Annotated in this window: 31 protein-coding genes and 1 tRNA gene; 1 reads left to right on the plus strand and 31 read right to left on the minus strand. The window is 38.2% G+C overall.

What is annotated here, in order from left to right; translation table 11 throughout:
- Positions 1 to 50: 50 nt before the first annotated feature.
- The 31 genes from FC27_RS01305 to FC27_RS11730 form a co-directional block, all read right to left on the minus strand.
- On the minus strand, positions 51 to 5,003 hold the full coding sequence (locus tag FC27_RS01305) for a phage tail tape measure protein (protein WP_010623931.1): 4,953 nt from the start codon (positions 5,001 to 5,003) through the stop codon (positions 51 to 53).
- A 198-nt stretch (positions 5,004 to 5,201) separates the two neighbouring features.
- Positions 5,202 to 5,537: a phage tail assembly chaperone G gene (gpG, locus tag FC27_RS01310; RefSeq protein WP_010623933.1), complete on the minus strand. Its 336-nt coding sequence runs from the start codon at positions 5,535 to 5,537 to the stop codon at positions 5,202 to 5,204.
- 99 nt (positions 5,538 to 5,636) lie between these two features.
- Complete coding sequence (locus tag FC27_RS01315) at positions 5,637 to 6,200, minus strand: hypothetical protein (protein ID WP_010623934.1); 564 nt, start codon at positions 6,198 to 6,200, stop codon at positions 5,637 to 5,639.
- Positions 6,201 to 6,237: 37 nt separating this feature from the next.
- Positions 6,238 to 6,831 carry a major tail protein gene (locus FC27_RS01320; protein WP_010623935.1) on the minus strand — a complete coding sequence of 198 codons (594 nt, stop codon included), beginning with the start codon at positions 6,829 to 6,831 and terminating at the stop codon, positions 6,238 to 6,240.
- Positions 6,832 to 6,884: 53 nt separating this feature from the next.
- Entirely contained in the window at positions 6,885 to 7,295 is a 411-nt protein-coding gene (locus FC27_RS01325) for a hypothetical protein (RefSeq protein ID WP_010623936.1), read from the minus strand.
- A complete protein-coding gene (locus FC27_RS01330; protein ID WP_010623937.1) occupies positions 7,292 to 7,663 on the minus strand; it encodes an HK97-gp10 family putative phage morphogenesis protein in 372 nt (123 codons plus the stop codon). The genes FC27_RS01325 and FC27_RS01330 overlap by 4 nt, the downstream gene beginning before the upstream one ends.
- A complete protein-coding gene (locus FC27_RS01335; protein ID WP_010623938.1) occupies positions 7,664 to 7,996 on the minus strand; it encodes a phage head completion protein in 333 nt (110 codons plus the stop codon).
- On the minus strand, positions 7,996 to 8,310 hold the full coding sequence (locus FC27_RS01340; RefSeq protein WP_010623939.1) for a head-tail connector protein: 315 nt from the start codon (positions 8,308 to 8,310) through the stop codon (positions 7,996 to 7,998). The genes FC27_RS01335 and FC27_RS01340 overlap by 1 nt, the downstream gene beginning before the upstream one ends.
- 148 nt (positions 8,311 to 8,458) lie before the next feature.
- Positions 8,459 to 9,619, minus strand: a complete 1,161-nt coding sequence (locus FC27_RS01345) for a phage major capsid protein (RefSeq protein WP_010623940.1) — start codon at positions 9,617 to 9,619, stop codon at positions 8,459 to 8,461.
- A gap of 48 nt (positions 9,620 to 9,667) precedes the next feature.
- The gene (locus tag FC27_RS01350) at positions 9,668 to 10,300 is read right to left on the minus strand and encodes an HK97 family phage prohead protease (protein ID WP_010623941.1); all 633 of its coding nucleotides are present in this window, start codon (positions 10,298 to 10,300) and stop codon (positions 9,668 to 9,670) included.
- Positions 10,263 to 11,513, minus strand: a complete 1,251-nt coding sequence (locus tag FC27_RS01355; protein ID WP_010623942.1) for a phage portal protein — start codon at positions 11,511 to 11,513, stop codon at positions 10,263 to 10,265. Before FC27_RS01355 ends, FC27_RS01350 begins: the two co-directional genes overlap by 38 nt.
- Before the next feature lie 189 nt (positions 11,514 to 11,702).
- The gene (locus FC27_RS01360) at positions 11,703 to 13,412 is read right to left on the minus strand and encodes a terminase large subunit (protein WP_010623943.1); all 1,710 of its coding nucleotides are present in this window, start codon (positions 13,410 to 13,412) and stop codon (positions 11,703 to 11,705) included.
- A gap of 12 nt (positions 13,413 to 13,424) precedes the next feature.
- On the minus strand, positions 13,425 to 13,877 hold the full coding sequence (locus FC27_RS01365; protein ID WP_010623944.1) for a phage terminase small subunit P27 family: 453 nt from the start codon (positions 13,875 to 13,877) through the stop codon (positions 13,425 to 13,427).
- 267 nt (positions 13,878 to 14,144) lie between these two features.
- Positions 14,145 to 15,023 carry an HNH endonuclease gene (locus tag FC27_RS01370; protein ID WP_040521112.1) on the minus strand — a complete coding sequence of 293 codons (879 nt, stop codon included), beginning with the start codon at positions 15,021 to 15,023 and terminating at the stop codon, positions 14,145 to 14,147.
- A 75-nt stretch (positions 15,024 to 15,098) separates the two neighbouring features.
- A tRNA-OTHER gene (locus FC27_RS11720) sits at positions 15,099 to 15,168 on the minus strand.
- A gap of 302 nt (positions 15,169 to 15,470) precedes the next feature.
- Entirely contained in the window at positions 15,471 to 15,893 is a 423-nt protein-coding gene (locus FC27_RS01375) for a transcriptional regulator (protein WP_162097645.1), read from the minus strand.
- Positions 15,894 to 15,900: 7 nt separating this feature from the next.
- Positions 15,901 to 16,194 (minus strand): hypothetical protein, encoded by a 294-nt coding sequence (locus FC27_RS11895; RefSeq protein WP_010623947.1) that lies wholly within the window; start codon positions 16,192 to 16,194, stop codon positions 15,901 to 15,903.
- Entirely contained in the window at positions 16,176 to 16,532 is a 357-nt protein-coding gene (locus FC27_RS01385; RefSeq protein ID WP_010623948.1) for a hypothetical protein, read from the minus strand. Before FC27_RS01385 ends, FC27_RS11895 begins: the two co-directional genes overlap by 19 nt.
- Positions 16,533 to 16,552: 20 nt before the next feature.
- Positions 16,553 to 16,963 (minus strand): hypothetical protein, encoded by a 411-nt coding sequence (locus FC27_RS01390; RefSeq protein ID WP_010623949.1) that lies wholly within the window; start codon positions 16,961 to 16,963, stop codon positions 16,553 to 16,555.
- 209 nt (positions 16,964 to 17,172) lie between these two features.
- Positions 17,173 to 17,517 carry a VRR-NUC domain-containing protein gene (locus FC27_RS01400; protein ID WP_029508119.1) on the minus strand — a complete coding sequence of 115 codons (345 nt, stop codon included), beginning with the start codon at positions 17,515 to 17,517 and terminating at the stop codon, positions 17,173 to 17,175.
- 278 nt (positions 17,518 to 17,795) lie between these two features.
- Positions 17,796 to 19,064: a virulence-associated E family protein gene (locus tag FC27_RS01405; protein ID WP_235807878.1), complete on the minus strand. Its 1,269-nt coding sequence runs from the start codon at positions 19,062 to 19,064 to the stop codon at positions 17,796 to 17,798.
- Positions 19,033 to 19,857, minus strand: coding sequence for a bifunctional DNA primase/polymerase (locus tag FC27_RS01410; RefSeq protein WP_010623953.1), 825 nt, complete (start codon positions 19,855 to 19,857; stop codon positions 19,033 to 19,035). Before FC27_RS01410 ends, FC27_RS01405 begins: the two co-directional genes overlap by 32 nt.
- Positions 19,841 to 20,341, minus strand: a complete 501-nt coding sequence (locus FC27_RS01415) for an AP2 domain-containing protein (RefSeq protein ID WP_010623954.1) — start codon at positions 20,339 to 20,341, stop codon at positions 19,841 to 19,843. Before FC27_RS01415 ends, FC27_RS01410 begins: the two co-directional genes overlap by 17 nt.
- Positions 20,342 to 20,412: 71 nt before the next feature.
- A complete protein-coding gene (locus tag FC27_RS01420) occupies positions 20,413 to 21,012 on the minus strand; it encodes a hypothetical protein (protein ID WP_010623955.1) in 600 nt (199 codons plus the stop codon).
- Positions 21,013 to 21,014: 2 nt separating this feature from the next.
- Positions 21,015 to 21,767, minus strand: coding sequence for an AAA family ATPase (locus FC27_RS01425; protein ID WP_010623956.1), 753 nt, complete (start codon positions 21,765 to 21,767; stop codon positions 21,015 to 21,017).
- Positions 21,764 to 23,134, minus strand: coding sequence for a DEAD/DEAH box helicase (locus FC27_RS01430; RefSeq protein WP_029508122.1), 1,371 nt, complete (start codon positions 23,132 to 23,134; stop codon positions 21,764 to 21,766). Before FC27_RS01430 ends, FC27_RS01425 begins: the two co-directional genes overlap by 4 nt.
- Before the next feature lie 3 nt (positions 23,135 to 23,137).
- The gene (locus FC27_RS01435) at positions 23,138 to 23,617 is read right to left on the minus strand and encodes a siphovirus Gp157 family protein (RefSeq protein WP_010623958.1); all 480 of its coding nucleotides are present in this window, start codon (positions 23,615 to 23,617) and stop codon (positions 23,138 to 23,140) included.
- Positions 23,618 to 23,812: a hypothetical protein gene (locus FC27_RS01440; protein ID WP_010623959.1), complete on the minus strand. Its 195-nt coding sequence runs from the start codon at positions 23,810 to 23,812 to the stop codon at positions 23,618 to 23,620. It abuts the gene before it with no gap.
- A gap of 2 nt (positions 23,813 to 23,814) precedes the next feature.
- Entirely contained in the window at positions 23,815 to 24,027 is a 213-nt protein-coding gene (locus FC27_RS01445) for a hypothetical protein (protein ID WP_010623960.1), read from the minus strand.
- Entirely contained in the window at positions 24,012 to 24,179 is a 168-nt protein-coding gene (locus tag FC27_RS11725) for a hypothetical protein (RefSeq protein WP_155802072.1), read from the minus strand. Before FC27_RS11725 ends, FC27_RS01445 begins: the two co-directional genes overlap by 16 nt.
- A 199-nt stretch (positions 24,180 to 24,378) precedes the next feature.
- Entirely contained in the window at positions 24,379 to 24,528 is a 150-nt protein-coding gene (locus FC27_RS11730) for a hypothetical protein (protein ID WP_155802074.1), read from the minus strand.
- Positions 24,529 to 24,569: 41 nt separating this feature from the next.
- Between FC27_RS11730 and FC27_RS01450 the strand changes: the two genes are divergently transcribed.
- Positions 24,570 to 25,175, plus strand: coding sequence for a hypothetical protein (locus FC27_RS01450; protein WP_029508123.1), 606 nt, complete (start codon positions 24,570 to 24,572; stop codon positions 25,173 to 25,175).
- Positions 25,176 to 25,214: the final 39 nt, after the last annotated feature.

The raw sequence follows: 25,214 nt of genomic DNA on the forward strand, positions 1-25,214 counted from the left end.
AATTTAATACATCCACGCTTGAAATATTATCGATTACAAATTCTCCATCTTTAATAGTTAACTCCTCCTCCCTGAGCTAGTATGTTTCTATCATCTTTTCGCTTAATTTCTCTCATTACCTTATCCGCCAACTTTCTAATATCCGTGTCACTTGAGACAGCTGCTTGAATGTTGATTGTGTATTCATTGTGGTTTTTTACAGGACTGTTATTGACTGGGTTACTTGAATTAAAGTATTGAGTTGTCTGATTAGTAAGGCTTGGACTTAATTCATTAAAGTCTTTAACAACGCTTGAATATCCAGGAGTACCGTTAGCATATTGCTTAATTCCACCTAACAAACGGTTAGTTTGATTAGCAGGGACAACTTGCGAATGCTTTGGAAGTGTAACCATGACATTACGTCCTTGTGGAATAAATTGTTCGCCAGTTGGAAGTTTGATCAACTCACGGAACATTGAACCACGTTCATCATTGACCATTGCAATTTCTTCACCAGAATCATTAGTACCTTTGGCGTGTCGGAATATTTTAGAAACAACTGTGACGAACGAGTGAACTACTGGATTTTGTCCATTCCAGTTTAAAATAGCACCAATAGCTGCCTTGGATTTCTTTATGACGTCTCCGGCATCACCTTTATACTTTTTGGTATGAGCTTTCTTGTTATTATGTCTTTGGGTGGCATTTTGTGATTCTTTAGAAGCTTGCTTGTTATTTGAAGGGTCACCTTTATACTTTTTGGTATCAACTTTCTTCTTATTGTGCCTTTGAGTAGCATCACGTGATTCTTTAGAAGCTTGCTTGTTATTTGAGGCGTCACCTTTATACTTTTTGGTATCAACTTTCTTCTTATTGTGCTTGTTGATAGCATCACTTGAAGCATTGATCTCACCAATTAATTGAGCTTTGTCACCTCTGAGTTTTTTGATAATAACAGGTTTTCCGTTATATGTACCGACTGCTCTTTCACCCGTTTTAGTCTTTTCCAAAACGTCTAGGTTTTCAGCTGTTAGTTTTTTCTTATCAGATTTAGACATATTCCAGCGAGTTAGCGTGTTGCCTGCATCAAAGAATTTAACCATGGCATCATCAGAATTAACAATGATATTCTTTTGAGCTTCTGGCATTTGATCGAATGAAACATATGAACCAATCAAATTACCTAAATCAGTTGCGGAATTCTTTGAATTGATAATGGCATCTTTTTCATCAACTGGTAGGTCATTCCACGTTCCAGCTTTAACCATTGCTGCAACAACCGGCGCAGAAGCTTTATCATTAATAATCGCATCATGAGCCTTAACGTCTAACCCATTCCATAATCCTGCTTGATAAAGTGGCTGGACAAGCTTAGCAGTTGCTTTATCGTGAACGATAGCATTCTTGTCTTCTAAGTTAAGTCCTTGCCATACACCAGCCTTAACCATAGCACCAATCAATTTACCAGACGCATTGTCACGTACAACAGCATTTTTCTCGTCAAGTGTTAAGCTGTCCCATTGTCCTGCATCAATCAACGCATCCACAATTTTACGGCTAGCCGTGTTGTTAACAATCAAATCTTTTTGCTTAGGGTCGAGTTTGTTCCACTCTCCGATATTTTTCAATTGATCAACAACTTCCGCATTACCTTTACCAGTAACAACAGCTTCCTTAGCTTTCATACTTAGGTTATTCCACGTACCAGTTTTAGTTAGTAAATCTGCTAAATCTTTCTCACCAGAAGTATTAACCAATGCTTGCTTGTCTTTCATGGACATATCGTTCCACTCGCCGGCATTGATCATAGCAATAGACAACTCTTTTTGACCTTTGGCACGTACAATTGCAGTTTGTTGCTTTGGTGTGAGCTTATCCCAGTTGTCAATATGCTTTACAACCTTGGTTAAATCTTCATCACCCTGTACACGAATCATTGTTTCCTTTTCTTTCCAAGGAAGGTCATTCCAACGTCCAGACTGTATTGCTGCTTCACCAATCATTGACTTAGCATTTGATGTGATTTTTGCATGTTTAAGCTCGAATTGAAGCTGTGCCCAACCCATACCAGTCTTGGCTGTATCGTTGATAGTCTTTTGTGCATCAGTCTTGATACGACCAGTCTTAGGGTCAAGGACCATTTTGTTCCACTGATCACTTGCTGTTTTGGCTGTTTTACTCATTTTTTTACTTGTATCTGCAATACGTGAGTTGGATGTGGATACTTTCTTTGCGGCTTTTTCAGTGTAATTAGCAGCATCTTCATACGATATTCCCATGGAGTTCAAGTACGATTGAATACTCCCAACTTGATGCTCTGCTATTATTCCAAGCTCAATATATTTCTTGCCTTGCTTGTTCATAGATTTTTCTTGGTCTTCATCAAGCTTGGACATGGCTTTGTTATAATCTTTTTTGCTCTTAATAAATCCGTTCTTGTATAGTGCTTTAATCTGCTTAGCTTGTTTCTTGTACGCCGCTTGTTCTTTGTTCATAGAAGCTTCAAGTGTTCTTAATTGGTTTCCAGCTTCTTTTTTAGTTATGTTCTTGGTGTCTTCACTCAATATTTTTTGAATTTGAGCTTTCTTCTTGCCTGAAAGACCTAGAAGTTTAATCTCATCATCATTCATTTTCTTCTTGGAATTCAGAATGTATTGATTTTCGTCATCAGTGTACCCACGGTGTTTTTTTGCAGCATTTTTAACAATGTCATTAACGTTGTCACTCGTTTGCTTAGCGTTCTTTTTAATTTTCTCATTGTTTTTCTTTTGCTTTTCCGCCGCTTTACTGACAATTTCAGCAACATCGTCTGGCAACCCCTTTAGGCCTTCGGTAAGTTTCTTATTAGCGTCATCAGCTGTTTGACTAATTTGGTCAGACATGCCTTTAAATGACTTAACAATAGAACTTGCGCTCTCACTGGCATTACCATCAAATTCTTTTAATGCTTGACTTGCTTGGCCATTAAAATCTTTCATGTGGGTGAGTGCTGTATCAGCTTTCTTACCAACAGTAGTTCCCCACTTGCTGGTTTCAACGCTTGATTCCCAAGCCTGTTTACCCCACGAATTCCAAGCCCAAACACCACCAGCGACTGCAGCAACTACTCCCGCAATTCCTAATGCAACTGGTCCAGACATTAAAGCAAATCCACTTGCTGCGCCTGCAGCACCTTCCATGCCTCCCGCTAATGTTGCTGCGCCACTTGCACCTTCGACTGCTGCGCTGCCAACTGTAGTAGCTGCTTTAGCAGCAGTTGCAGTTTTACCTGCAAAATTAGTGGCTTCAAATGCACCTTTACTAAGCATTGACTTAAATCTTTGTGCGCCAGTTGCTCCTAGCTTACCCGCTGAACTAAATCTAGCAATACCACCAGTCAACACAGATATAGCTGTAGATGTTCTACCAATAGTAGAAGTAAGTTTTCCAAAAATGCCAAGCACTGGACCAATGGCAGCGGTCAGCGCAACTGTCTTGATAATGGTCTGTTGCGTGGATGAATCCATCTTACTGAATTTCTTTACCACATTAGTTAAATCTTTGACTAGTGGCATAAGTGTAGGTGTTAACTTCTCACCAACCGTGATGGCTAAGACGTGTAATGATTCTTTAAATCTTGCAATTTTGGAGGCTGATGTATTGTTCATGGTATCAGCAATTTCTTTAGTCGAACCACTAGCTTCTTTAGTCTTCTTAGTCAGGTCAGTTAAAGCACCACCACCTTCATTGATAAGTGCATTCATACCTGCTTGTGCTTGTGTACCAAATGCCATAGCAACAGCGCTGGCTTTTTGCTCTTTCGTCCAACCCTGAGTATTGTTTTTGATCTTGTTCAATATCTCGGGAAGAGTGAGAGAGTGATTTTTAAAGTCTTCCACATTAATACCAAGCTCTTTAAACCCTTGAATGTTCTGTCTACTTGGCTTCATCAAACGTGTTAATGCTGAACGCAATGCAGTACCGGCAACTGAACCTTCAATACCTTGATTACTCATCAAACCAATTGCGGCAGCAGTTTCTTCAAGTGAGATACCAGCAGAATGAGCAGTAGGACCAACGTAAGTCATGGCATCACCCATGTCAGTAAATCCTGCAGCAGTTGCATTAGCTGTATAAGTCAAACTGTCAGTAACACGTTCAGTATTCTTAAGCATTCCAGCTGTACTATTAGACTTCAAGCCAAACTGTTCAAGTGTTGAAGTTGAAACAGTCATAACATCATTGAAGTCGTCACCAGAAGCTTTGGCAGCATTCAATATGGAAGGCATTGCTCCCATTGTTTGGTTGGCTGAATATCCACGCTTTACAAGCTCTGTCATACCAGCATTGATCTTATCAGTTGAAATACCATACTCTGTTGCCCATTTTTTACTTGCATCAGACATTTGTGTCATCTCTGATTTAACTTGAGATGCACTCTCACCATTAGCTTTCAGAAGTGGTGCAATATTAGCAATCTGTGAATTAAAATCAATAGCTGATTTAGCAGCATAACCAAAACCTGCCACAATTGGTGCAGTTACTCGTGTAGTCATGGTCGTTCCGACTGCACTCATTTTTTCACCGGCACGTGTGGCTTTATTACCAAATGCACCTAGTTTTACAGAAGCTTTTTGCCAACCAGAGTTTTGCAACACAATTTGCTTATTAGTGCTTTGCATTGCAGCATCTAACTGCATCATGTTCGCCTTTGTCTTGTTAACTTGAGCAGCGGCGTTTTGTTGTTTACGTGTTAACTTATCTTGTTCTTCAGACGTTGCGGCTGTTTTTTTGGATAGTCCAGCGTAAGTTGCTTCTTGCTCTTTCAACCGTGCTTGATAGTTACGCATTTGCTGTTGCATTGTTGAATATTTGGCTTTCAAGCCATTCAAACTATTACCATATGCTTTAGCGGCAGCATCTTGAGCTTTTAAAGCAGCTTTTGTATTTTTGATTGTGGAAGTTAGTGCAGCAGAAGATTGTTTAAACGGGTCAATGTTTAACGTGACCGTTGCAGCTAAATGTCCTAAGCTTCCTGCCATATTCTAACCCCTCTCTTTAAGCAAACAAGAACGGGAACGCTCTATCGATAGTAGTTTCTTTCTCTTCGTAAATATGGTTCAACCTGTGGACATCGTCCATAGTCATTTTGTCTAAATCAGACAACTTGTAATCCTGTTGCATCATACTTTTGTAAAAACTATCGATATTATCGAGCGAATCCGTAAGTGATTGCTTTGTTATTTTTTTGCTTTACCTTCGTCAACTTCATCATCGTTAGGTGTTCCCAGTGCATCATCAATAGCTTTGGAAACTTCTGTCATAGCCTTTAAATCAGCACCGTTTAAAACATCTTGACGTGAGAACTGGTTGTTCCAGAAATTAACAGCAAAATCGGCTACTTCTTCTGAATTCTTTAAAAATTGTTTATCAGTTGGACCATCATCATCTTGATACATAGCCACTTGATGTTGCTGTAAAATCAAAGCTCTTGTGATTTCCTTCAAATATGGTGGCTCTGTTCGTTTAAATTCTTCAAGCTTGCCATCAATTCGCAATTTAATTTTATATACCATTGATTTCTCCTATAAAAAAAGCCGAAACAAAACGTCTCGACTTAAATATTTGTATTCCGACCGCCACCGCTACCAGACAGGGAGTATGCTGTTAAAAAATTATTCTGTGGTTGTATCTTCTGTGGTTGTATCACTCTTAGTCGTATCACTTAAAGTTGTGAATGATACTTTCACACGATTCGATTCACCACTTGAGTTTTCCCAGTAAATTCCGTATTTATCGGTATATGTTGTTCCAGGTTTAAGGTCTTTCATTCCTATCCATACAAAATTGCTTGTGTTAGACGAGCCTAATACTAGATTGTCACTCACTCTATAGCTGTTTAATTTGGATTCTTCGTCCTTCGAATTTCGAGCAGTGTTATCTGTAACAACTATATGGTCAGAAAATACTTCAACTTTTACCTTGTTTGGATCGATATTAACTGGCTTAGGTATAGGCAACGTCTTAAATCTAGGTACATCCACATACTCACTAAATAGTTGAGTACCAGGGTTGTACCAACGGATACTATACATATTTTCATATGCTGTATTTGGCTTAAGATTATCTATCTTAATGCTAAAATTCCCAACCGCACCATCAATTAACTCTGATGGTGTTTTTAATTGTAAATTTTCGCCTATATGTGACTGTGGGTCACCATTTTTATCAGTGACCACAACGAATGACGGCGTTATTGAGCCAATTGATAAATCACTAGGCTTTACTGGGAATTTCGTCTAAGGCCTTCAAATCTTCTTCTGTCTTAGCGAATACATATTTCTTGAATGAAGCAAGATCAAACTCTTCACTGTCTTCACGACCAATAACAACCATCATGCCGTCATCAGCATCTCCACGAGGTGCAAATGTACCAGTTGATTCATCTGCTTGTGGGTCTGGTGTTCCGTCAACAGTTTTTGTATCGATACCTGGAAGTGAGAACTTACCTTTGAGCATACCTACCCAAACGCCTTTACCGTCTTCCATTTTCGTCTTGAATACTACGGCGATATCATTAGGTACAAGGTTCTTGTTGTACAATTCAACGCCTTTCTTAACATTGATACCAAACCAATCTTTACGTGCGTCTGATGTAATATCATAGATTTTAACGTCCAATGTTGCTTCTGAAATACCACCAGATAGAACAACGTAAGGACCATCATCAGCTGCGATCGATTTCAATTCATTTTTTAGGTCCATCTTAACTTCTGTTAAGCCTGGAAGTGCTTTCTCTTCACCAGGTACAAAATCATCTTCAACTAATCCATAACTGAAATGTGATGCACCAAATTTAACTTTTCCCATTATTAATACCTCATTTATTTAATATTTTTTTGCATAAAAAAAGGACTTACTGATTAAGCAAATCCTTGAAATTCATAATTACTTTGGACCATCAATAGGTCCGTCATGTCTGGATCGGTAGCTCGATATTTGTAATAACGTTCAAATCCAAACGAACGCATCAACTTATATATCAACCGTTCCATATCAACCGATTCTTGAGCTTTAGTTTTAACTATCCAGAAATCTATTTGAAAGCGTGGATATTCGATAATTCGTTCATCATCAGCATAGTAAGCCAAATCACCTGGGATAGATGTAATCCTTATCCACGGTGCATTCTTGTTCTGAACAAACGAATTAACTGGTGTACCCACAAATATTGGATTGTTAGATAGTCGTTTACCTCTTACATCATTCATAAAATCAGTCAATGAAGTGCTTTGATTTAAAAACTTATATACGTCATATTCTGAAATTGTCATACTTGTAAATTATCCTTAAAAATTTGTAGTACTTGACCACGTGTCTGTTCTTGAGTTTCCTCAATAAAATGCTGTGGCTCTTGCTTTGATGTACCTGAATTAGGAAAGTGAGCAATTGGACCTTTGACCTTGTCGTAACCAACTGGTGCTTGATATTCACCAGTCTTAATGGACACACTACCAACTTTCATATGCTGTTTAAGGTGTCCTTTACCACTGTGGTCAATTGATGAAACTGGGGTGTTTTCTGCTAATTGCTCGCCAAAAAATCGAGCACCTTCACGTACTGACTTTCTAGCCTTCCTATCAAATCCAGCTTCTAATGTTTTAACGTTGTTCAACATCTCTTCAATACCTGTTACAGTCATTTATTCCACCTCCTTACAAGCTATCTTTGTGACATTTCGTTTGTCATAGTCTGGATCGATACTGTCTATCCCGTATTCTTTACCACGCCAAATTACGTGCCACATGGAATCAATAGGAATACCGATCTCAAATTTGATAGCAAAGTTAGGCGATTCTTTACGCATACCGACCTTAGTAGACGGGTCACGAAATTCCCGTATTGGTGTGTTCAATAGTTCTGCCCAGCAAGAATATTCTGTGGTTTTTTCTTCTTCGGTAGGCACGCCAAATTCTGTAACGCCTGGATTTTTAGAGATGAATTCAATACGTTCAGTCATGTGTGTCAATCTCATTATTCATCACTCCCTAATTCGGTACGGAGTTGATTAATGACATTAACAACCGTTGTATTTTGGAGTGGAAAACGCATGACTTCTGAACCCGTACCGCGATAGTAGTAATCTTCTTCCACATACTTCATCAGTGCCACAAAAAAGCGGCTATCCTTAATAAGATCGGTGGGAGTGAGATCGGTGTCAATAGCTCGTGCAATCTCCATTGAACCAGAATCGATTAATTGTTTTAAAACATCATCATCAAATGATTGGTCAATTTTGCAGTAGTTTTTTAACGTTGCAAATCGCTCTTCATTAAGTAGGTCTGCCATAAGCTAGCCCCCAATCTTTGAAAGCAATGTGGCCTTTGTATCGCCACTTGCGTAAGTAATACCTTGACTATCTAAATATGCTTTAATCTCTGCAACAGTAGAGTTCTCATCAACCGCCCGTGTAGTTGGTTCTACTGTTTTATATGGGCTAGTCGCTGGGAGTTGAAGCCTTTTGTGTTAAGAAGTAACCAGCTTTTTCATCAGCAACTTTAACGTCAAAACGTGTTGCAGCTTGCAAGTATTGACCAAAAATCTCATTGTCAACCCAACGCACTTGGATATCTAATCTATCAGCCATGATAATTGCACGTTTAATATCACCAACCCAAGCATGTGATTCTCCAGCTTTGCCAAGTGCTGTATCTTCCACAACAGTCACTGGGATACCTAACAATCTAACTGGTGAACCGTCTACGATTGGTTGTTGTAATAAGTATTGTCCGTTGCCGTCTTTCAATGTATCTAAGTAATTATAGAATGATTGACTGGCAATAATTACCTTTTGATATGCAGGGTCGAGATCAACGTTAATAATGTGTTTAATATCATCAACTGATTCACCTGCAACGTCCTTAGCTGTAAAGCTTTGCAATGCTGTAGCAATTACAGAGTTTGTTGCATTGATTTTTTGTTCTTGTGCGTTTTGTGACACGATACCCAGCAAGTCCACGGCTGAATCAGCAATAGATTCGTTTGATACAGGAATAGCACCACGATATGTCTTAACTTCCCAGTTCACTGTTTCAAATTGTGGTTTTGCTAACTCTGGATTTTTAGCAAGTTCATCAACTGATGTAAGTCCAGTAGTAGCACGCTTCAAAATAGGATATTTACCTGAAGCAGTATTGGCTTTAAAGTGTTGTACTAATTTTGATAAGTCAGTAACTGATTTAACTTCTGATTCTGGATTGTAAACAATGTCCTCTGGGATAGTTACATCAGCATCTGGACTTGTTAAGCCATCACGTACAGCACCTTTAGTATGTAGATATGTATTCAATGCTGAACGTAATTCAGTGTTTCCACGCTTGAGTGAACGTTCTGGTCCTTGTTCGTCATCTGGCTTAGGTGCATCTTCTGGCTTGTCGTTTGCAACAGCCTTGTATGATGCAAGTGTTTCGTTTCCAGACTTGACTTCAACATCCAAATCTTTTACTTCTTTAGCTTTTACATCAGCGTTTTTAATATCATCATCTGATGGTTTTTCAGCATCTAACAATGCTCTTGTTTCTTGTACTAATTTTGTTTTACGTTCTTGCATGTTTTGAATGTCATTTTGCAATGAACGAATTTTTTCGTCGAGTGTCATATATGACCCCTTTCTGCCTACTTTTAGGCAATAAAAATAGCCATCCCATTAATCTTGGATAGCTTCTTTAATTTCTGAAATTTTTAACTCACGTAATAATTCATCACGTTTCTTGAGCAGTGGCAATTCTCTGATAGCCTTAACTTTCTCAAGCGACCTTGCACCAACGGAAACATTTGTATCTGAATATGCAGGTGTGGTAACTACTGATACATCATACAAGTGTGCAATGTTATTGATACGGCGTTCATAATCCACACCTTCGATATCACTACGCTTCCAGGTGTCGGCTGTGTCGTCATCTGGCATATCAAATGCAAATGAGCATTGATTGATAATACCCGATCTAATGTTTTCTAGTACATCATGAGCAAGTGTTGTATCTGGGAGTGTGACTTTAAACCTTAATCCAACGTCATCAACATTCATTTCAAGATTAACGCCCGACCGCCCTAACACTTGAGATTGATCGTGGTTAAAAGTAGCAACTACGTTAGACATGTCTGTATTATCTAAACAACGTTTGTCTAGAGTTTCCACAAACACATTAACAAATCCCAATGGATTGGAGCGTTTATCGAATTTCAACGCATAGCCTTCAATCACATTGCTGTTTGTTTCTTCATCACTTCGTAACTCAACCTTAGATTGTATCGTTCTTAATTCCCGTGTTTGATTCATTTCCCTCACCCCCTTTCTGGTCTTGATATTGTTCTTTCTTATCAAGGAATACGGTATTCAATGAAGATTGATAACGATTCATATTAGGGTCATCAATAGGTTTCTTGCCTAACTCACGTCTACCTTCGTTGTTTGAGTAAATACCATTTTGCTGAAGGGTGGCAATATCCGCAACAGCCATGCCTATTTCCTTAGATATATCAAAATCAAAGTATCTATCGTGTCTATCTTCATCAGACAGCAGTTTGAGCATCAATTCTTGCTTGATAGGCGTTAAATAAAACGGTAGATCGTACTTAACATATCCTTCTTGCAACTGCTTTACTGATTGGTTAGGCGAGTTAACGGCAAGCTTGAATGCGGGAATACGCAACGCCTTAGCAATTTGATTGGTTGACCAGTTATTTGAATTGATTAAATTCAAAACGTTGGTATCAACTTCAATAGGCGTGTACTTCATTGTGGAATCAATGATTACTGGAGCATTGCCACCAGTAGACTGTGCATATTCAAAGTCTTCACGAATCTTCTTACGAGCTTTCTTGTTCAATCTCGAACCAGGTACTTCAAGGACGGCACTCTTCAATCCACTCTTAAAGAACTTGGATAACGTATTAACTCCAGAACTTTGAAGATTCATCTCATCCCCCAACGATAAGAGTGGGGAGCGACCTAAAATAGTATCAGTTGAGAAAAATTTCATATGTATTACGTCTTCTGGCTTGCACTCAATCATTTTCCTTCCATCATCTGGAGTAAATTGATAAACATATTTAGCACCAGATGTAGTATTGATCTGATTGATGTTTGTTTGAGATGGAGCAAAGAATTCAAACTCAAGTGGCTTATGTGCTTGTGGTCCTCGCTTGCGTGGGTCACGTTTGATACGTGAATAAGCATTACCAGTAAGAATTGCATTAGCGACCATGGCAAACTTCCACGTGTAAGCAGAAATGATTTCACTACTCTTCTTATTCAATAAATAAGTAACTTCATCATCTTCCACAAATGTATCATCTTTGTCTTCGAATTCCAGTATTGGAAAGCGAGCAACGTCACCAGCAATAATTGATACAGCTGTTAGAACGTCAGAATTCTTTAAAGCCCCAATACCTACAGTGCTTCCACGTGAGATACTTGGCAGTATCCCGTCACTCAAGTACTGACCCGCCCAGTCATCTGGGTTAGTGTTTAAACTTCTAAAAAAGGCCATTTATTTACCTCCTATCTGATAGATATGCAATTACGATTAGTTCAATGCCGGATACTATCAAACCGGCAATCGTATTGATCTTGAAACCTGCAACAGCAAGCAACAAAAAACCACAGATTAGTAATATCTGTGGCACGTTTATTATTAACCAGTCAAATATGACCGATAATATATTTTTCATATAATCACCTAAAATCCAAAATCATCAGACATAACATAATCATCTGTTAAAAAGTTTTCAATATTCTCGGTAAAACAGATAGCGTAAGCATCAAGCAATGCATCAAGGGCATCAATTTTATTGCTGTACTTATTCTTATCGATTCTTACACCATTGTTGTCAGTCATGGTAACAGCGTTGTTGGCAGCATTCGTTAAAATCTCATTGCCAGAATGTTTTATCTTGCCTTCCAGAACGTCATCTCTGAATTGCTTTGTTGGCATTGAGAGTGTCATTGTCCCCTGCCTAATCGTTATCTGTTCCCATTCGGGGTGGTTCTTTTCGATAAGTGTTAACAGTGGTCCATATTGGTAAGGGTCATACATGATACCTTGTACTTGAATATCGTTACTTTCAATGAAGTTATCCAACCATTCGTAAACACGTTCGTTATCGATTACACCAGATTCAAGTGTGGTGATCTCGCATTCACCTTTTTCTTCCACACGTCTGTAGTCCATACGGTCACGTTTGATTTTTGCATCAAGTCCGTACTTCGTTCCAACAAATGAATAGTTGTCAGAATACCAAACACCCTCAACTGGATACATCCACGAGATGGCATACAAGTCAGAACTCTTACCAACGTCTACACCAAACCAAACACGCTGGCCATTAATAGGTGGCATTTCGTCCGCTGCGGCGTTTTTCCAACTTTCAATATCAATATATGAATTCTCTTCTGCTTGCCTCCACATGTTGAAATTCTTGACCAGAACGGCATTCTTTTCACCAGTTTGCTTGGCTACTTCCCAACGCTTACTCAAGTATTCTGTAAGCTTGCCACTGACTGACTTAACTTCTAACAGTGGATTGCTTTTAATCCATGTGGATTGATCTTCAATCTCATCAATAGATTCTTGTTCGGCTATAAATGCAAAATACTGGTCGTCTTCTATCTCACCTTTAAGGATTTCCTTCGCACATGGATATTCCACAGTGAACATAGGAGCGTTCATATTAAAGTTAGCTGTAGATATAATCACTATCAACGGATTATCCAGCTGACCTTGACCAGATTCAAGCAGTTCCATCATCTCTGATGTTTTACTTGCTCCGTATTCGTCTAGCATTCCCAGATATGGTTCAAAACCATCAGTCGCCCCCGTATCACGAGAGAGCGGGCGTACATAAGAATCATCATCAAGGTTAACAAGTAGCTCTCTAACCCGCTTGGTTGACTTCTTAACATCTGGATACTTAGCACGTAACTGATCTAACTGTTTTCTTGCCATCTCAAATGCAATTTTGGCTTGTTCTTTGTCGTTAGCAGTACAGAATATTTGTCTTGAACGTGCAGGATTCTTACCAAACAAGAATTCATAAAGGATAATACCGGCTATAAGTAGCGTTTTGCCTTGCTTTCTAGCCATTGACACGAACACTTTATGAAATCTACGTAAGTCGTGGTTGTCTTTTCGTACCCATCCATAGATAGATTCGATAATAAACTTCTGAAAACCTGCTAATTTGTGGTTATCGCCCTTTGGGTCGGGCAACATTTCAATAAATCTAACGGCTTTTTGTGCTTTTTTCTTGTCGAAAATGTACGGAAAGTCACTATTTTCGGACTTTTTGACGTCTTTTTCATGCCTTTTAACAGCATTTAATACTGACTTGCAGGAGAGAATATCACCGTTTAGTATCTGTTCAACATAATCTTCAAATGTTTCTACCAACTGGCATCCCTCCTATCCAAATATTTCTTTTAAGTTGTTCTGTTTCTTGGTGTCTTTTGGTATGTTCAATCTCATTCTGGAATCAATAGTCAATCCAATTTCAGAAGCTGCAGAACGAATATTTTTTGATATCTTATCTAGTGCATTAATCAATGTGATACGTTCGTTCATGTCATCCACATCATCAAGTGCCCTATTGATCTCATCAAACTGCTGATACCAAACACAATATTGTTCCACCATTGCCCTATCCACAGCTCTTATAGGAAGGTTACGCAGGTCTGGTACGATTCTCTTCCATTCTGCTTTAGCAACTCCAGATAGCCGTTTTGGGGGTGTTGGTTGCAGCATCTTGTAACCATCAGAAGCCAACACTTCGGCATTGTATTTGGCTTCTTGTTGTTGCTTAGTTAGATTAGCCTTAGACTGCTCTAACAGCCTATATCTCCCACCTTTACCAGCCATAAGCATCACCCCTTTCTGTTAGTCCCCACTTTTGGCAATATATGGGGTTTAGCCCCCACTCTAAAAGCTTATTAAATAGAATTTCGCTCGCAAAAAAGGGGGCGTGTGTTCAATCGTGTCCCAAATCTTCACCCCCGATTTTTTTGGTGGGGGTAGGTTTGCCTACTCTCCCATAGGGTGCAGAGATTTACGGCGATATTTTTTTCTGTTTAAAAAATCAATAAAATAAAATTATTTGAAATTGTCTTTCACAAACAATAAATTTTTTTATTTTTTATTTTTTCCTTTTTTTGTTTTTATCAATTTATAATCATCAAACAATCCTTCATCATCTAATCTATCTATCTTGTCCATAGTAGTAGACATACTGTCCGTATACCGTCCGACTGTCTTCAATCTTCTTGTACATTCTTCTCTTGTTGTATCAAGTCTTAAGTACTCAACATCATATCCAGTTGTGACTAACAAGTTCTTTAGTCTTTCGTCTGGGAAGGTTCTTAATATCCACACATTATTAAACGTACGCTCTGTCCTTAACTTGCGTAGTATCATCTCGTATATCAGTTCCACATACTCATAGATATCTATGTTGGACTGATGAAGTCTAGACTTGATGTCAGATAGTTTGGCTTGACTGTTTAATTGATTGTCATTGTCTGAATAAATCGATTCAATTAAATTTCCATTTAAAGAACTCATTAATAAATCGTAATCAAATACTAGATCGTGACTAGTATCCACCATACTGGCAACATAGCTAGCCATACCGCTACCTGGGTATCCTGATATAACGTGTACCTTCATAGCTCGTTGTACTCCTTTGTGTCGCTTTGTCCATTCTCTTTTAGTCTTGAGTTGATGACACTTCTTACATAATGTTTCTAAGTTATCAATGTCATATCTGTTTGACCAATCATCTTCTGATGGAACAATATGATCAACTAGATAACCTTTATTGCCACATCTCACACATAGGTCAAGGTCTCTGGTCATGGCTTCAGCTCTCACCTTTTGCCACTGGGTACTATGGTAAAACTTAAGGTAGTCTGGTTTCTCAACGGCACGCCTTCGATTATATTGCTTGTCGTATTCAGAACGGGAAACCTCATCAAAATCAACCAGTACCCGTTTTCCATTTTTGAACATTAGCTTCTTTGGTTTGCTGATACTGGTCACCACCTAAAATAAAAAGTCACCCCGTTAAGAGTGACTTAGTTAATATTGGGATGGCAGGAATCGAACCTGCATACTTGCTAGCGTATAGTATATCCACACCACTGGATACATCCCACCGAGGAGGATTCTATAATAAATAAGGGATGGATACACTCCCGGTATGTATATCCAATAAGGATCAGTGGAATCGAACCACTATCGTACGCCAGTATCCCCACAATGCCATGCCGTTATCATAAGCAGGCATTAATAGCGTTGAGCTAGATTTTAACGTGTTTACTCACGGTAGTTAGAGACAGGCTGTCTTTGTGTTATAAATATTTTATTTTTATTTAGCTTTTACAGTATTCTTAACTGTTTGGCTATACTACCAATATAAATCATTTTAGGTGATATTACCACCGTTTCTAGTCTCAATTAGCAGTAGCCAATTTGCTTACCTAGTAATTCTAAAAACTTGTATCGTTTGCGGTAAATAGTCGCACGAGAATATCCCATGATGTCACCAACGATATCCCAGTCATAATAATCATTAGATAAGTATTTCAATTCGTACATACGCTGTTGCTCATCAGTAAATTGTTCAACTGCCTTATCACCAGCCTTCTGCAACTTAAGTAGCCACTGGAGCCGAATATCGTTTTCCCGTTTGATAACAATTTCTTCTTGTGGTCTGGATACATGACTAGAACGACCACCACCTGTATTAGTGTCTTTTTCTCTCCACGGGTGGTCGATCTCATCACGCCGTATTGCTATAAGGTGGTCAATGTCCGTATAGTCTGAATACAGTTCTTCTAAATACCCCAGTTTTCGTTTTGATAGTTCGATACTTGCCACCCCCATGTTAAGGCTGTATTAAAAACGTGATACGTTTCCCATTCTCTTGTGGTATGTGTTCTGTGATTGTGTCAGCAATTGCGCATGCTGAACGAAAATCTACACACTCGGCAAATGGATATGATTGCTTAGCTTTTAATATTACATTTGCATTCCGAATAATATTTTCAGCCACCTTCCCCATGGCGTCACTTCTCATTACCTCACGCTGAAACTTCCCTGGAAGCATTGATTCGTCGTTTAATCGTTCTAACTGTTCGAATAAATGGTTGTTTAAATCAATTAGTGTATTCTTAGCCATTTCTGTATATCCTCCAATAATTTAAGATAATCAGTGTTTTTATCAATCGGAACAGTTACTAAATCCAATTTACGAAGTCGTTTTTGAACTGATGGTTTTAATGAATTGTATTGATCGATAGTCATGACTATTCGTTGTTTATCGTGGGCTTCAACGTCAAATTCTGGATACGTTTTAAACTTACGTTCACACTCACCATCAGTGGAACGTATGATTCTTTCAGTTGGCTCGATTTCAAGTAGTTGCATAATGACCGATTTCAAATCTAAATTACGATTTCTTACTTCCCTTAATTCGTGTCTTAAATCTATTAATTCACGGTTTTTGTTACCAAGCATGTCTTTTTAACCTTTCCTTTCTATTCTTCTACCCTTTCTAGCATTGGTTCGTATGCCGGGTTAATTGCTAACCACTCCTCTTTGGTCTTTGTCTCTGCACCTGTACCTGAGTGAGGTTTACCCCAGCGCAAACCCTTCTGTTTTATATTGTAATAAATATATTGACCTGTGACTGAATCGTGAACAACATATTTATTCTCTGGAAAAATAGCAGTTCCCATTACCACATTATTAATGTCGGCCATAAAATCAAATTCGTCTTCATGTCCCATTGCGAAATATTTTGCCCGCAAGTTTTCGAATGGATCGTTACCAATTCCTACGTTTAATATATCCTGTATTGCCTCCATTGGACTAAAATAATACTTCCCAAGTTCTTTTAATTCCTTTAATTCTTCTTCCGTGTAATCTAGTTTTAATTTATATTTCATTGTTCCCCTCCAATTTATCGATAATTTAAGACGGGTCTAAAATTTCCCGTATGATTTCGTTACGTTGTTCTACCGTTAATTCTCTTTTAGCAGCTTTAAATATTTGTGGTGTCTCGCCGTAATGTTTACTCATCCACACAATCGTGCTTTCAATTGAATTGCCGTGGCATTCAAACATGTATTGCATATAGTTTTTGTAGACGTGTTTATCATTCACTGAAACCATAACCTACCAACTCCTCATCAATAATTTTTAATGCATCTTCTGGACTTCGAGCTATGCCGTGAATAATTCCATGGTTAGTTAACATGTAGTGAAACTGCTTTTGATCTTCACGTGCTCGTCCATGTTTGTTTTTCACTTCTATGTAAAATACCTTGCCGTTGTTAAATTTAAATCCATATAAATCGGGGTGCCCTTGTGGCAATCCCGTATCAAAATACCTACCCGTGTCAGTTCTGACTTTTCCCACGTTAGTTCTAAAAATCATACAATCATGAGCGCCCACAGCTACACGGATATCATTTTGAATCGCTGCTTCTGATTGGGTCATAACTTGGGTTACACTAAGAAATCGCATAGTATCAATACTTAAAGCGAAAGGTTACACTAAGTTACACTAGAGGTTACACATGTCTATCCTTACTCGCTCAACGGATTAACCCCCAAAAGTTACGGTTACACTAAATTTTCTTTTCCCTTGTAGTGTGTGCTTATATATAAATATATAAGTTAATAAGTGTAATTAGTGTAGTTAGTGTAACCTTTCTTAGGTCACACTTAGAGTGCCAATGCTTTCAGCGGTTACACTAAGGCACTTTTTAGTGTAACTTAGTGTAACTTTTCATATCCTCTTTTCGTTTTACCATTATTTTTTTTTACTATGGCGGACCAATTCGACTTGTTATCCATCACGTACTTTATCTTTTTAGATAATCTACGATTCTTGACAAGATTATCTTCGCCTAAATATTTACCAATTTGTTTGCTACTTACGAATTTTTCGGGATAGCTCTCCAAAAATTCTTCAATCTGTGCTTCTACTTCATCCACATACATAAATTCTTTACGGTGCTTAGACAGGATAGCTTCTTGCGTTTTAGTTAATCCAAATGTAAATCCATGCTGATAATATGAAACAAATTCGCCCCATAACTGATTGATAAGATCATCGTTCAAATCATCGAACGGGGTCTTTTTTTGTCTACTTGCATTAGCTTTGACAGGAAGAAATCTACGCTCACCTGTTCGATCTTTCAGATATGTCATTTCATTGGTAGTTCTTGCTAGAACAAAGTTCTTGTCATATCTAATGGATTCATGTCCATACGGTGGACGGAACTCTAATTCTTGAGCTGATACAAATTTCTTAAGTGATTCAAAACTACTATTATTTGTTGCAGTCATTTCATCATCATTAGCAATCAATGAACGTAACATGACACTGAAATTATCCTTGTCCTTAAAATCAGTGAACTGGTCTGTGTACCATTCGCGGGCCATCTTCTTCAAAAAGGTTGTTTTTCCTGCTCCCTGTCCACCTACTAGATCAAGAACGAAATCAAATTTTGTTTCAGGTTCATAAGCCTTTGACACAGCACCAGTGAAAAAAATCTTTGTGATCAAGGTTGTGATGTCCGACTTCTCGACTCCAAGAAAATCGGGTAGTAAATCGGCTACACGTTCTTTTCCATCCCACTCCGTATATACGAAGTCGAAATAATCAACTGCTGGATTGTATCTACGTTTTCTTGCATCATTTACTATCGCCATTTGCAATAAACTACGATTAAAAAATATTCCATAGTTATCTTCAATGTAACGAAGTATCGCTGGGTCATAATCATCCAACATTTGACCTTTATCAACGCTAAGTTCTGGGACGTCTTTAACTACTCCGATTTCATGAGTGAAGTCATTGAATGCAAACAACACTCTTAACGTCTTATCGTGTTCTAAAATCAAACCGACATTTTTTATACTTTTTGCTTTCACATCACCCTTTGAATTCAATGCGAAGTTTATCGGCATTTTAACGACTTTGTTTTCTTTTTGCATTTTGGATAATTTATCCATGCTTTGTTTCAACTCTGGATCCAATTTTAGTAGCCATCTCCCTTCTCTTTAATTCTTTGTTGACCATCGATTTAAAAGTTCTTTCAAACTCTTTGGGTGGTAATGACTTAGGAGTATTGTTATTAGCCAATTTACCCAGTTCATAGGCTGTTTCTACTTCTACATTCCGATATAGCAGGCCACCTATAAAACTAGCCAGGGCATTATTCCTGCCGCCCGTTTCGCCAAGTCCGTTTACGATCTCTTCAAACAATTCAGATGTTGCGGTTTTATCTGTTGAATACGTTTGTCCGTTGTACCGTTGCTTGCCTGCTGGCTTGCAATTAATTAATTCAATTAATTCACGGCTAGGCGTCACAATTGAGTTATGGTTCAACCACTCGTATTGCTTGCCTTTGTGAGTGCTGGGGGCAATAACAATGTAGTTATTAACATGTGCCTTGACATCTACACCAGGAAGCCACCCGATATTTTGAGATACTTCAATATCGTTACGTTTGAAATAAATCAACTGCCTGCCACCGCTTGCTGTTTTCTGCTCTAACGTTGGTATTAACAAATCTTTGTGTTCGTATTCATCAATAGACTTAAAACCGTCATGACCGTGTGCATCAGCTGTATCGATATCGATAACGAAAAAATCAGTTGTTCGTATCGCAATCTGTGCAAACGGGTATTTCTTCCACAATTTTCGTATCTCTGACTCTTTCAACGCTGGTTGATCAGCGAACTTTATCAATGGTTTTTTGTTTAACATAGGGAGTACGCTCAAACCCTTGTGAGCATAAGCAACTGCATAATTAACTAAATTTTTCATAGTCATACTTTTCTAGGATAGGTTTAAAATATTTTTCTTCAGCTTCTTTACGGGCATTGATAGCATCTTGCTTATTTTTAAAATGTTTATCTAAAACATCTACGCCTTTAAATCTCATTGTGGCAATCCAACATTTATCTCTTTTGTTCCAATAAACTCCTTTTGTTCCACTTGTATTATTTTTTTGAATACGAGCTTTCGACAATTGAATTAAATCAGTATTTTCCACTAAAAAAATATCTCTCCGCTTTGTCAGTTCAGTAATGCTCTCTAAAGCTCTTTCATTTTTAATACATCCACAACTTTGTGTTTTACCGTTCATTAAGGATCTGCTTCGAACTGTTTTTTGATTTCCACAATCACATATGCATTTCCAACATGCACAATTTATTTTCTTACTCTTTTGATATTCATAATCTCGCTCAATAACTGTCAATCGTCCAAACCTTTTGCCTGTTAAATCAATTAACTTTCCCATCGTCATCCTTCCCCTCCTTATAAATCGGGCATTCCACCCATTCGGCATGTTTAAGTGGTACTGCACTATGTGGATGTTTAAAATGGACGTTCGCCATTCTTATCCAGTGGTGCATCTGCATCTGATGGTGCTGGTGCATTCCCAAATGGCAAATCTTCATCTTTAATCTCCAGTGGTGCATCTGCATCTGATGGTGCTGGTGCATTCCCAAATGGGTCTTCGGCAACCTCTTCAAATTCATAAGTCTTGTATGGATATGCAGGATTGTTCTTGTTTTCTTTAAGTGTTAGATCCATATTGAATTGTTTACCTTCACCTTTTTGGAACTCGTTAGCCATTTCTTGAACGTCGTCCCAAGCCGCATCAGAAAGTGCTACGCCTAGCACTGCTGCTAAACTAGCAATTGTTTTAATATTTCTATCAATAATGAAGTCTGGCAATGGTTCACCATTTCTCTTTTTTTCATCTAAGCTGACATTTATGAATTCGTTTTGTCCGCTGTGCTCCCCTTCAATTACTTGTGCTCTAACAGATAATTGACCAAATTTAGAAGGTGAAATTGCTTCTGTCAGCATATGATACTTGCCTGCTGGTAGTCCTTCGTATCCATTGATCTTGTCATTCTTTGGGTCAAATCCTTGTGCTTCTAGTGCGTTCTTTCTATCTCTTAAACTCATGTTTATTTACCATCCTTATTATTTGTTTGTGTCGGTCTTGCCGTAGGTGTTTTCGACTGTTTGTCTTTAACCAAGGCACCAGGTATTACACTTAAAATCTTTAAAATAATCGGGTCTTCGATTTCTGATTCCTTGTACTTTCTTCTGATGTCAGTCACCGTTTGAACGTATCGACTTCCCAAATGTTGAGTTCTGATAACTAAATCACAGTTACCATTTACAACGTTGTAGTACTTTTCTTTTAATGCTGGTGCAGGTACTGGATTATCATTTGAATCTGTTTTAGTAACCTCACGGCTGATATAAACAACGTTCATTTTTAATGCCTTTAGATCGATAACCAATTCTTGCAGCATTGAATTGAACATTGAATAACCTTTTCCATATGGAATATCAGACAATGATTTAACGTTGTTTTCCATGCATATTGCTTGCTCAATCAATACAGTCACATCTTCAATAACATCAATGACCACTGTCTTGAATGAATGCTGTTCCGTCCGCAAAGCTAAAATATACTTATCTAAAATATCGATAACTGATTCTGTAATTTTTCCTTGTGCGTTAACTTTGTTTTGTAATGCAATGGTAGGACGAGTACCAGAATTTTTTTCATTACCGTCAGTACTAAATACGATAGAATCTGGAAAGTATGAGGCCAGGTAACTCTTACCAGACATAGTTGCACCCCAGATAAAGAAATTTTTAGGTGTGTTATGTGGTTGGTGTGGTTCATTCTTTGGTAGTATGCTCATTTAATAAATACTCTTTTCTTTCCGTAGTAATAAATCCATCCTTTTTTGTAATTCTTGAATTCAGCAAATGCTTTTATCTCTGCCATATTCTTCAATTGGTTTGGCGTCTTATCTGCTACTTTGGCAGCTAGATTGTTGTTCATAATCATATGGGCTTTTCTTAATCGTTCCTCTTTAACTTTTTCAAGTTTGGCATCTTCTACTACTTCTAATTCTTTTTCCTCGGTCAATTCAGCACCACAGAAAGGACATTTATCACCCTTGCGGTAAAACGTCATGAAACACTTTGGACATACCGTCACTGATTTAACATCACTGTGGCCATTGCTACGGTTCGTTTTTTTTGAACCCTCAAGTTTCCATTCACGATTTTCAGTAGGAAGTCCAAACCTATTCACATTTCCAACGTGGTCGATAATGATAGCTGTCTTGCCTTCACGTGGATTCATGCACCGCATAGCGAATTGCAAGTACAACGATAGTGACTGTGTGGGGCGTAGCATAATTACACAATCCACGTTTGGAAGGTCAAGCCCTTCGGTAAATAATTCAGCATTGGTTACAACCTGTATTTTCCCGTTGCGATAATCTTGAATTATCTGGTCCCGCTCGTCCTTTGGTGTCTTACCACTAACAGCCCTAGCAGTGATACCATTGCCATTCAATTCACTTGCCAATCGTTCAGCACTAGCCACGTTGTAGGCATATGCAATAGCCTTTTTGTCGCCTGCTAGTTTTTGGAACGTCTTCACGGCGTTTCCATACACCTTGGGTTTGAACGCCTTAGCGATAGATTTTTCATCAAATTCGCCGTTTCGTTTCACTTTCAACTGATCAACGTCCAACTGCTTTGGTGCGTAATAATCGACTGGTGCCAGAAATCCATCACTGATCAAGTCTTTAATCGTATTCCCTAGTATTAAGTCGTCAGCCACATCATCAAACCCGCTACCGTCTAAACGGTAAGGCGTGGCAGTAAAAAGTAATTTCAATGCATTAGGAAACGTATCAAGTATTCTCATGTAGCTTTTAGCCTTAACATGGTGTGCTTCGTCAACAAAAATTATTGATGGTGGTTTTAACTTGTCCACGTGTCTTGTTATGGTTTGCACCATTCCAATTTTCGCCAATGGCATGTTCACACCTTGTTGTTTGAATGTCGAAATTACTTGGTCAACGATCTCTTTACGGTGGACAACAAACAAAATACGGTTGCCATTGTCTGTTGCACGGCGGGCTATTTCAGCCATGATTACCGTTTTACCTGTTCTTGGTGGTTGCTGCACAATGATTGACCGGTTGCCTCTATCAAAAGAATGATAGATGTTATTGATTGTTTTTAGTTGATAGGGTCTTAACTCAAACAATTTCTATCTGATTCTCAATGATTCCGAGCGAGTTAGTTCAGCACCTGGGACATCTTTGCCTTCCTTTAATAGTGATGAGATTTTTTTCTTATCTATAACCTGTTTGGTTTCAAATAAATAAGCAGGAATATCATGTTCGTCCACAATATTCACAGATGGATTGTTTTTCTGGATATAAATAGTAAATTCTGGAGTTTTGATCTTAGGTGTAGAAGTTTCTTCCATAGCTAGTTGCAGGTTCTCTTTTAGTCGCTTGCGATTGTTTGCAATAGCGTGAGCCCGTGCAGTAAGTCGTTGTGCTTCTTTTTTTAGTGCAGCTTCGTCTTTTGCTAGTTCTTTATCTACTTTTGCGTAACCAACGGCTTTATCATCGATAGCGTCCGTAATAGAATCCATCGTGTCGGCGAATAGTGTTGGGTCTGTATCTTCTGATAATTCAAGCAGTTTATGATAACTACCCGTTAATTCATATAATGTGGCCATTTATTTTTCCTCCTTTATTTCAACGTGTTCAATTGAATATTCAACGAAGCGATTAACAATTTGGCGAATAGGTAGACCAGTTTCTGCTTTCAACTCGACAATTTTTTTGTAAAGATCACTGTCAATGAATACGGGCTTTGAATAATTTTCTTGTGACTTAGGTTGTTTTTCTAATACTAGTTTTTCTTCCTTCATATTTAACGTTCCTCCGTGGTATAATTTGAATGTAAAATATTTTTATTTGTGTCCTTCGTCATTGTAGTGATGAGGGACTTTTTTAATTGGTGCAACTCGTTAGCTTGTTGAATGTACTCCGCTTTGTTTCGTTTAGTAGGCATCCAGTTATATGCATGTCTGGCTTTGTAGAATTCAATAGCCTTATCGATCAATACATCTAGTTGGTTCTCCATTGCCTTAGATCCTCCTTAGTACGGTTCATCTCGTCCACAAGTTTGAAATAATCGTGGACAACAGCGCCGTATGTTAATTGTTTCTTAACGATTTTGTCCCTAAACTCTTCCCAGTGTCGCTGTGCATAATACGCATCAGTCACTTTATCCATTGCGTTCACCTCCTAATAATTATTAATAAGTTCTTTTCATATACTTCTTAGTAAATAGAGAGTACTGTTAACTTGTGATCTGATGAGCGAAATTTATTTGTTAGAATTAACTACCTCTTAAAAAAGCAGAATACAAATGGGTCCCTCCTGTAGCTATCCAGTTTGTCAGGTCATTTGTTACCTCAACTTGTGGCCCCTTTTAATTAAGGGGTCTTTTTTTATGTATAGGCACTTTTAAACCAAGGTGCTTACCTTTTTTCCGCCACTTCATCAGGTTCAGCTGACGGGTAATATGGTTCTTGGTTATCTGGTGGCTGTCATCTGTTAACCATTCGTCAAAACCAGGCATGTTGGTAGCTCCTTTGGTATAATTTCTTTGAGGTGAAATTTATGGTTACATTGCTATCTATTATTGGTTGCGTTACAGGTGTTGCTTCACTGGTGGTTCAAGGGCTAAATTATCGTTTATCGTTGCCAAAAATCACTTGTACTCAAAGCAAACGACATAATTCTTATTGGGTTGACGGTGCGACTCTCGAAAACGTCAAGCAAAAGCCATACCCAGATGATTTTGATGAACTTGCAATAAGTACGTATGTTTCGATTTTGTCCTTGAGGATTGCTAATAATTCAGCGAATCCAATCACCATAAATGACATATCAAAGGTTGGTGGTGGTACAAAAGAAATAACATCTGATTCTTTCACTCCATTGATATATGATTCAAAAGAGGTGATGTTCTGTGAAAAACCATTTGAGTTACCACTGAGAATTGACCCTTATAACACGGTCAATGGATCAATTGCTTTTTTTGATGTTGTTGGAAGTCCCGACGGAATAAAATCCGAAAAGATTAAGATTGATACACCCTACAAAAACTTTATTGTTACTTTGAATGTCAAAAGTATTGACTTACTTGCCAGTGAGCAACAAAAGCAAAACGATAAATTGGCAGAGTACAGAAATTCCTGTCAAGAACATGGCAAGGATTTGTAAAGGGTTTACTCTGCACATTAATCCAAAGTTTATTAAGTG

The organism is Companilactobacillus versmoldensis DSM 14857 = KCTC 3814 (genome assembly GCF_001434295.1).
GTDB lineage: Bacteria > Bacillota > Bacilli > Lactobacillales > Lactobacillaceae > Companilactobacillus > Companilactobacillus versmoldensis.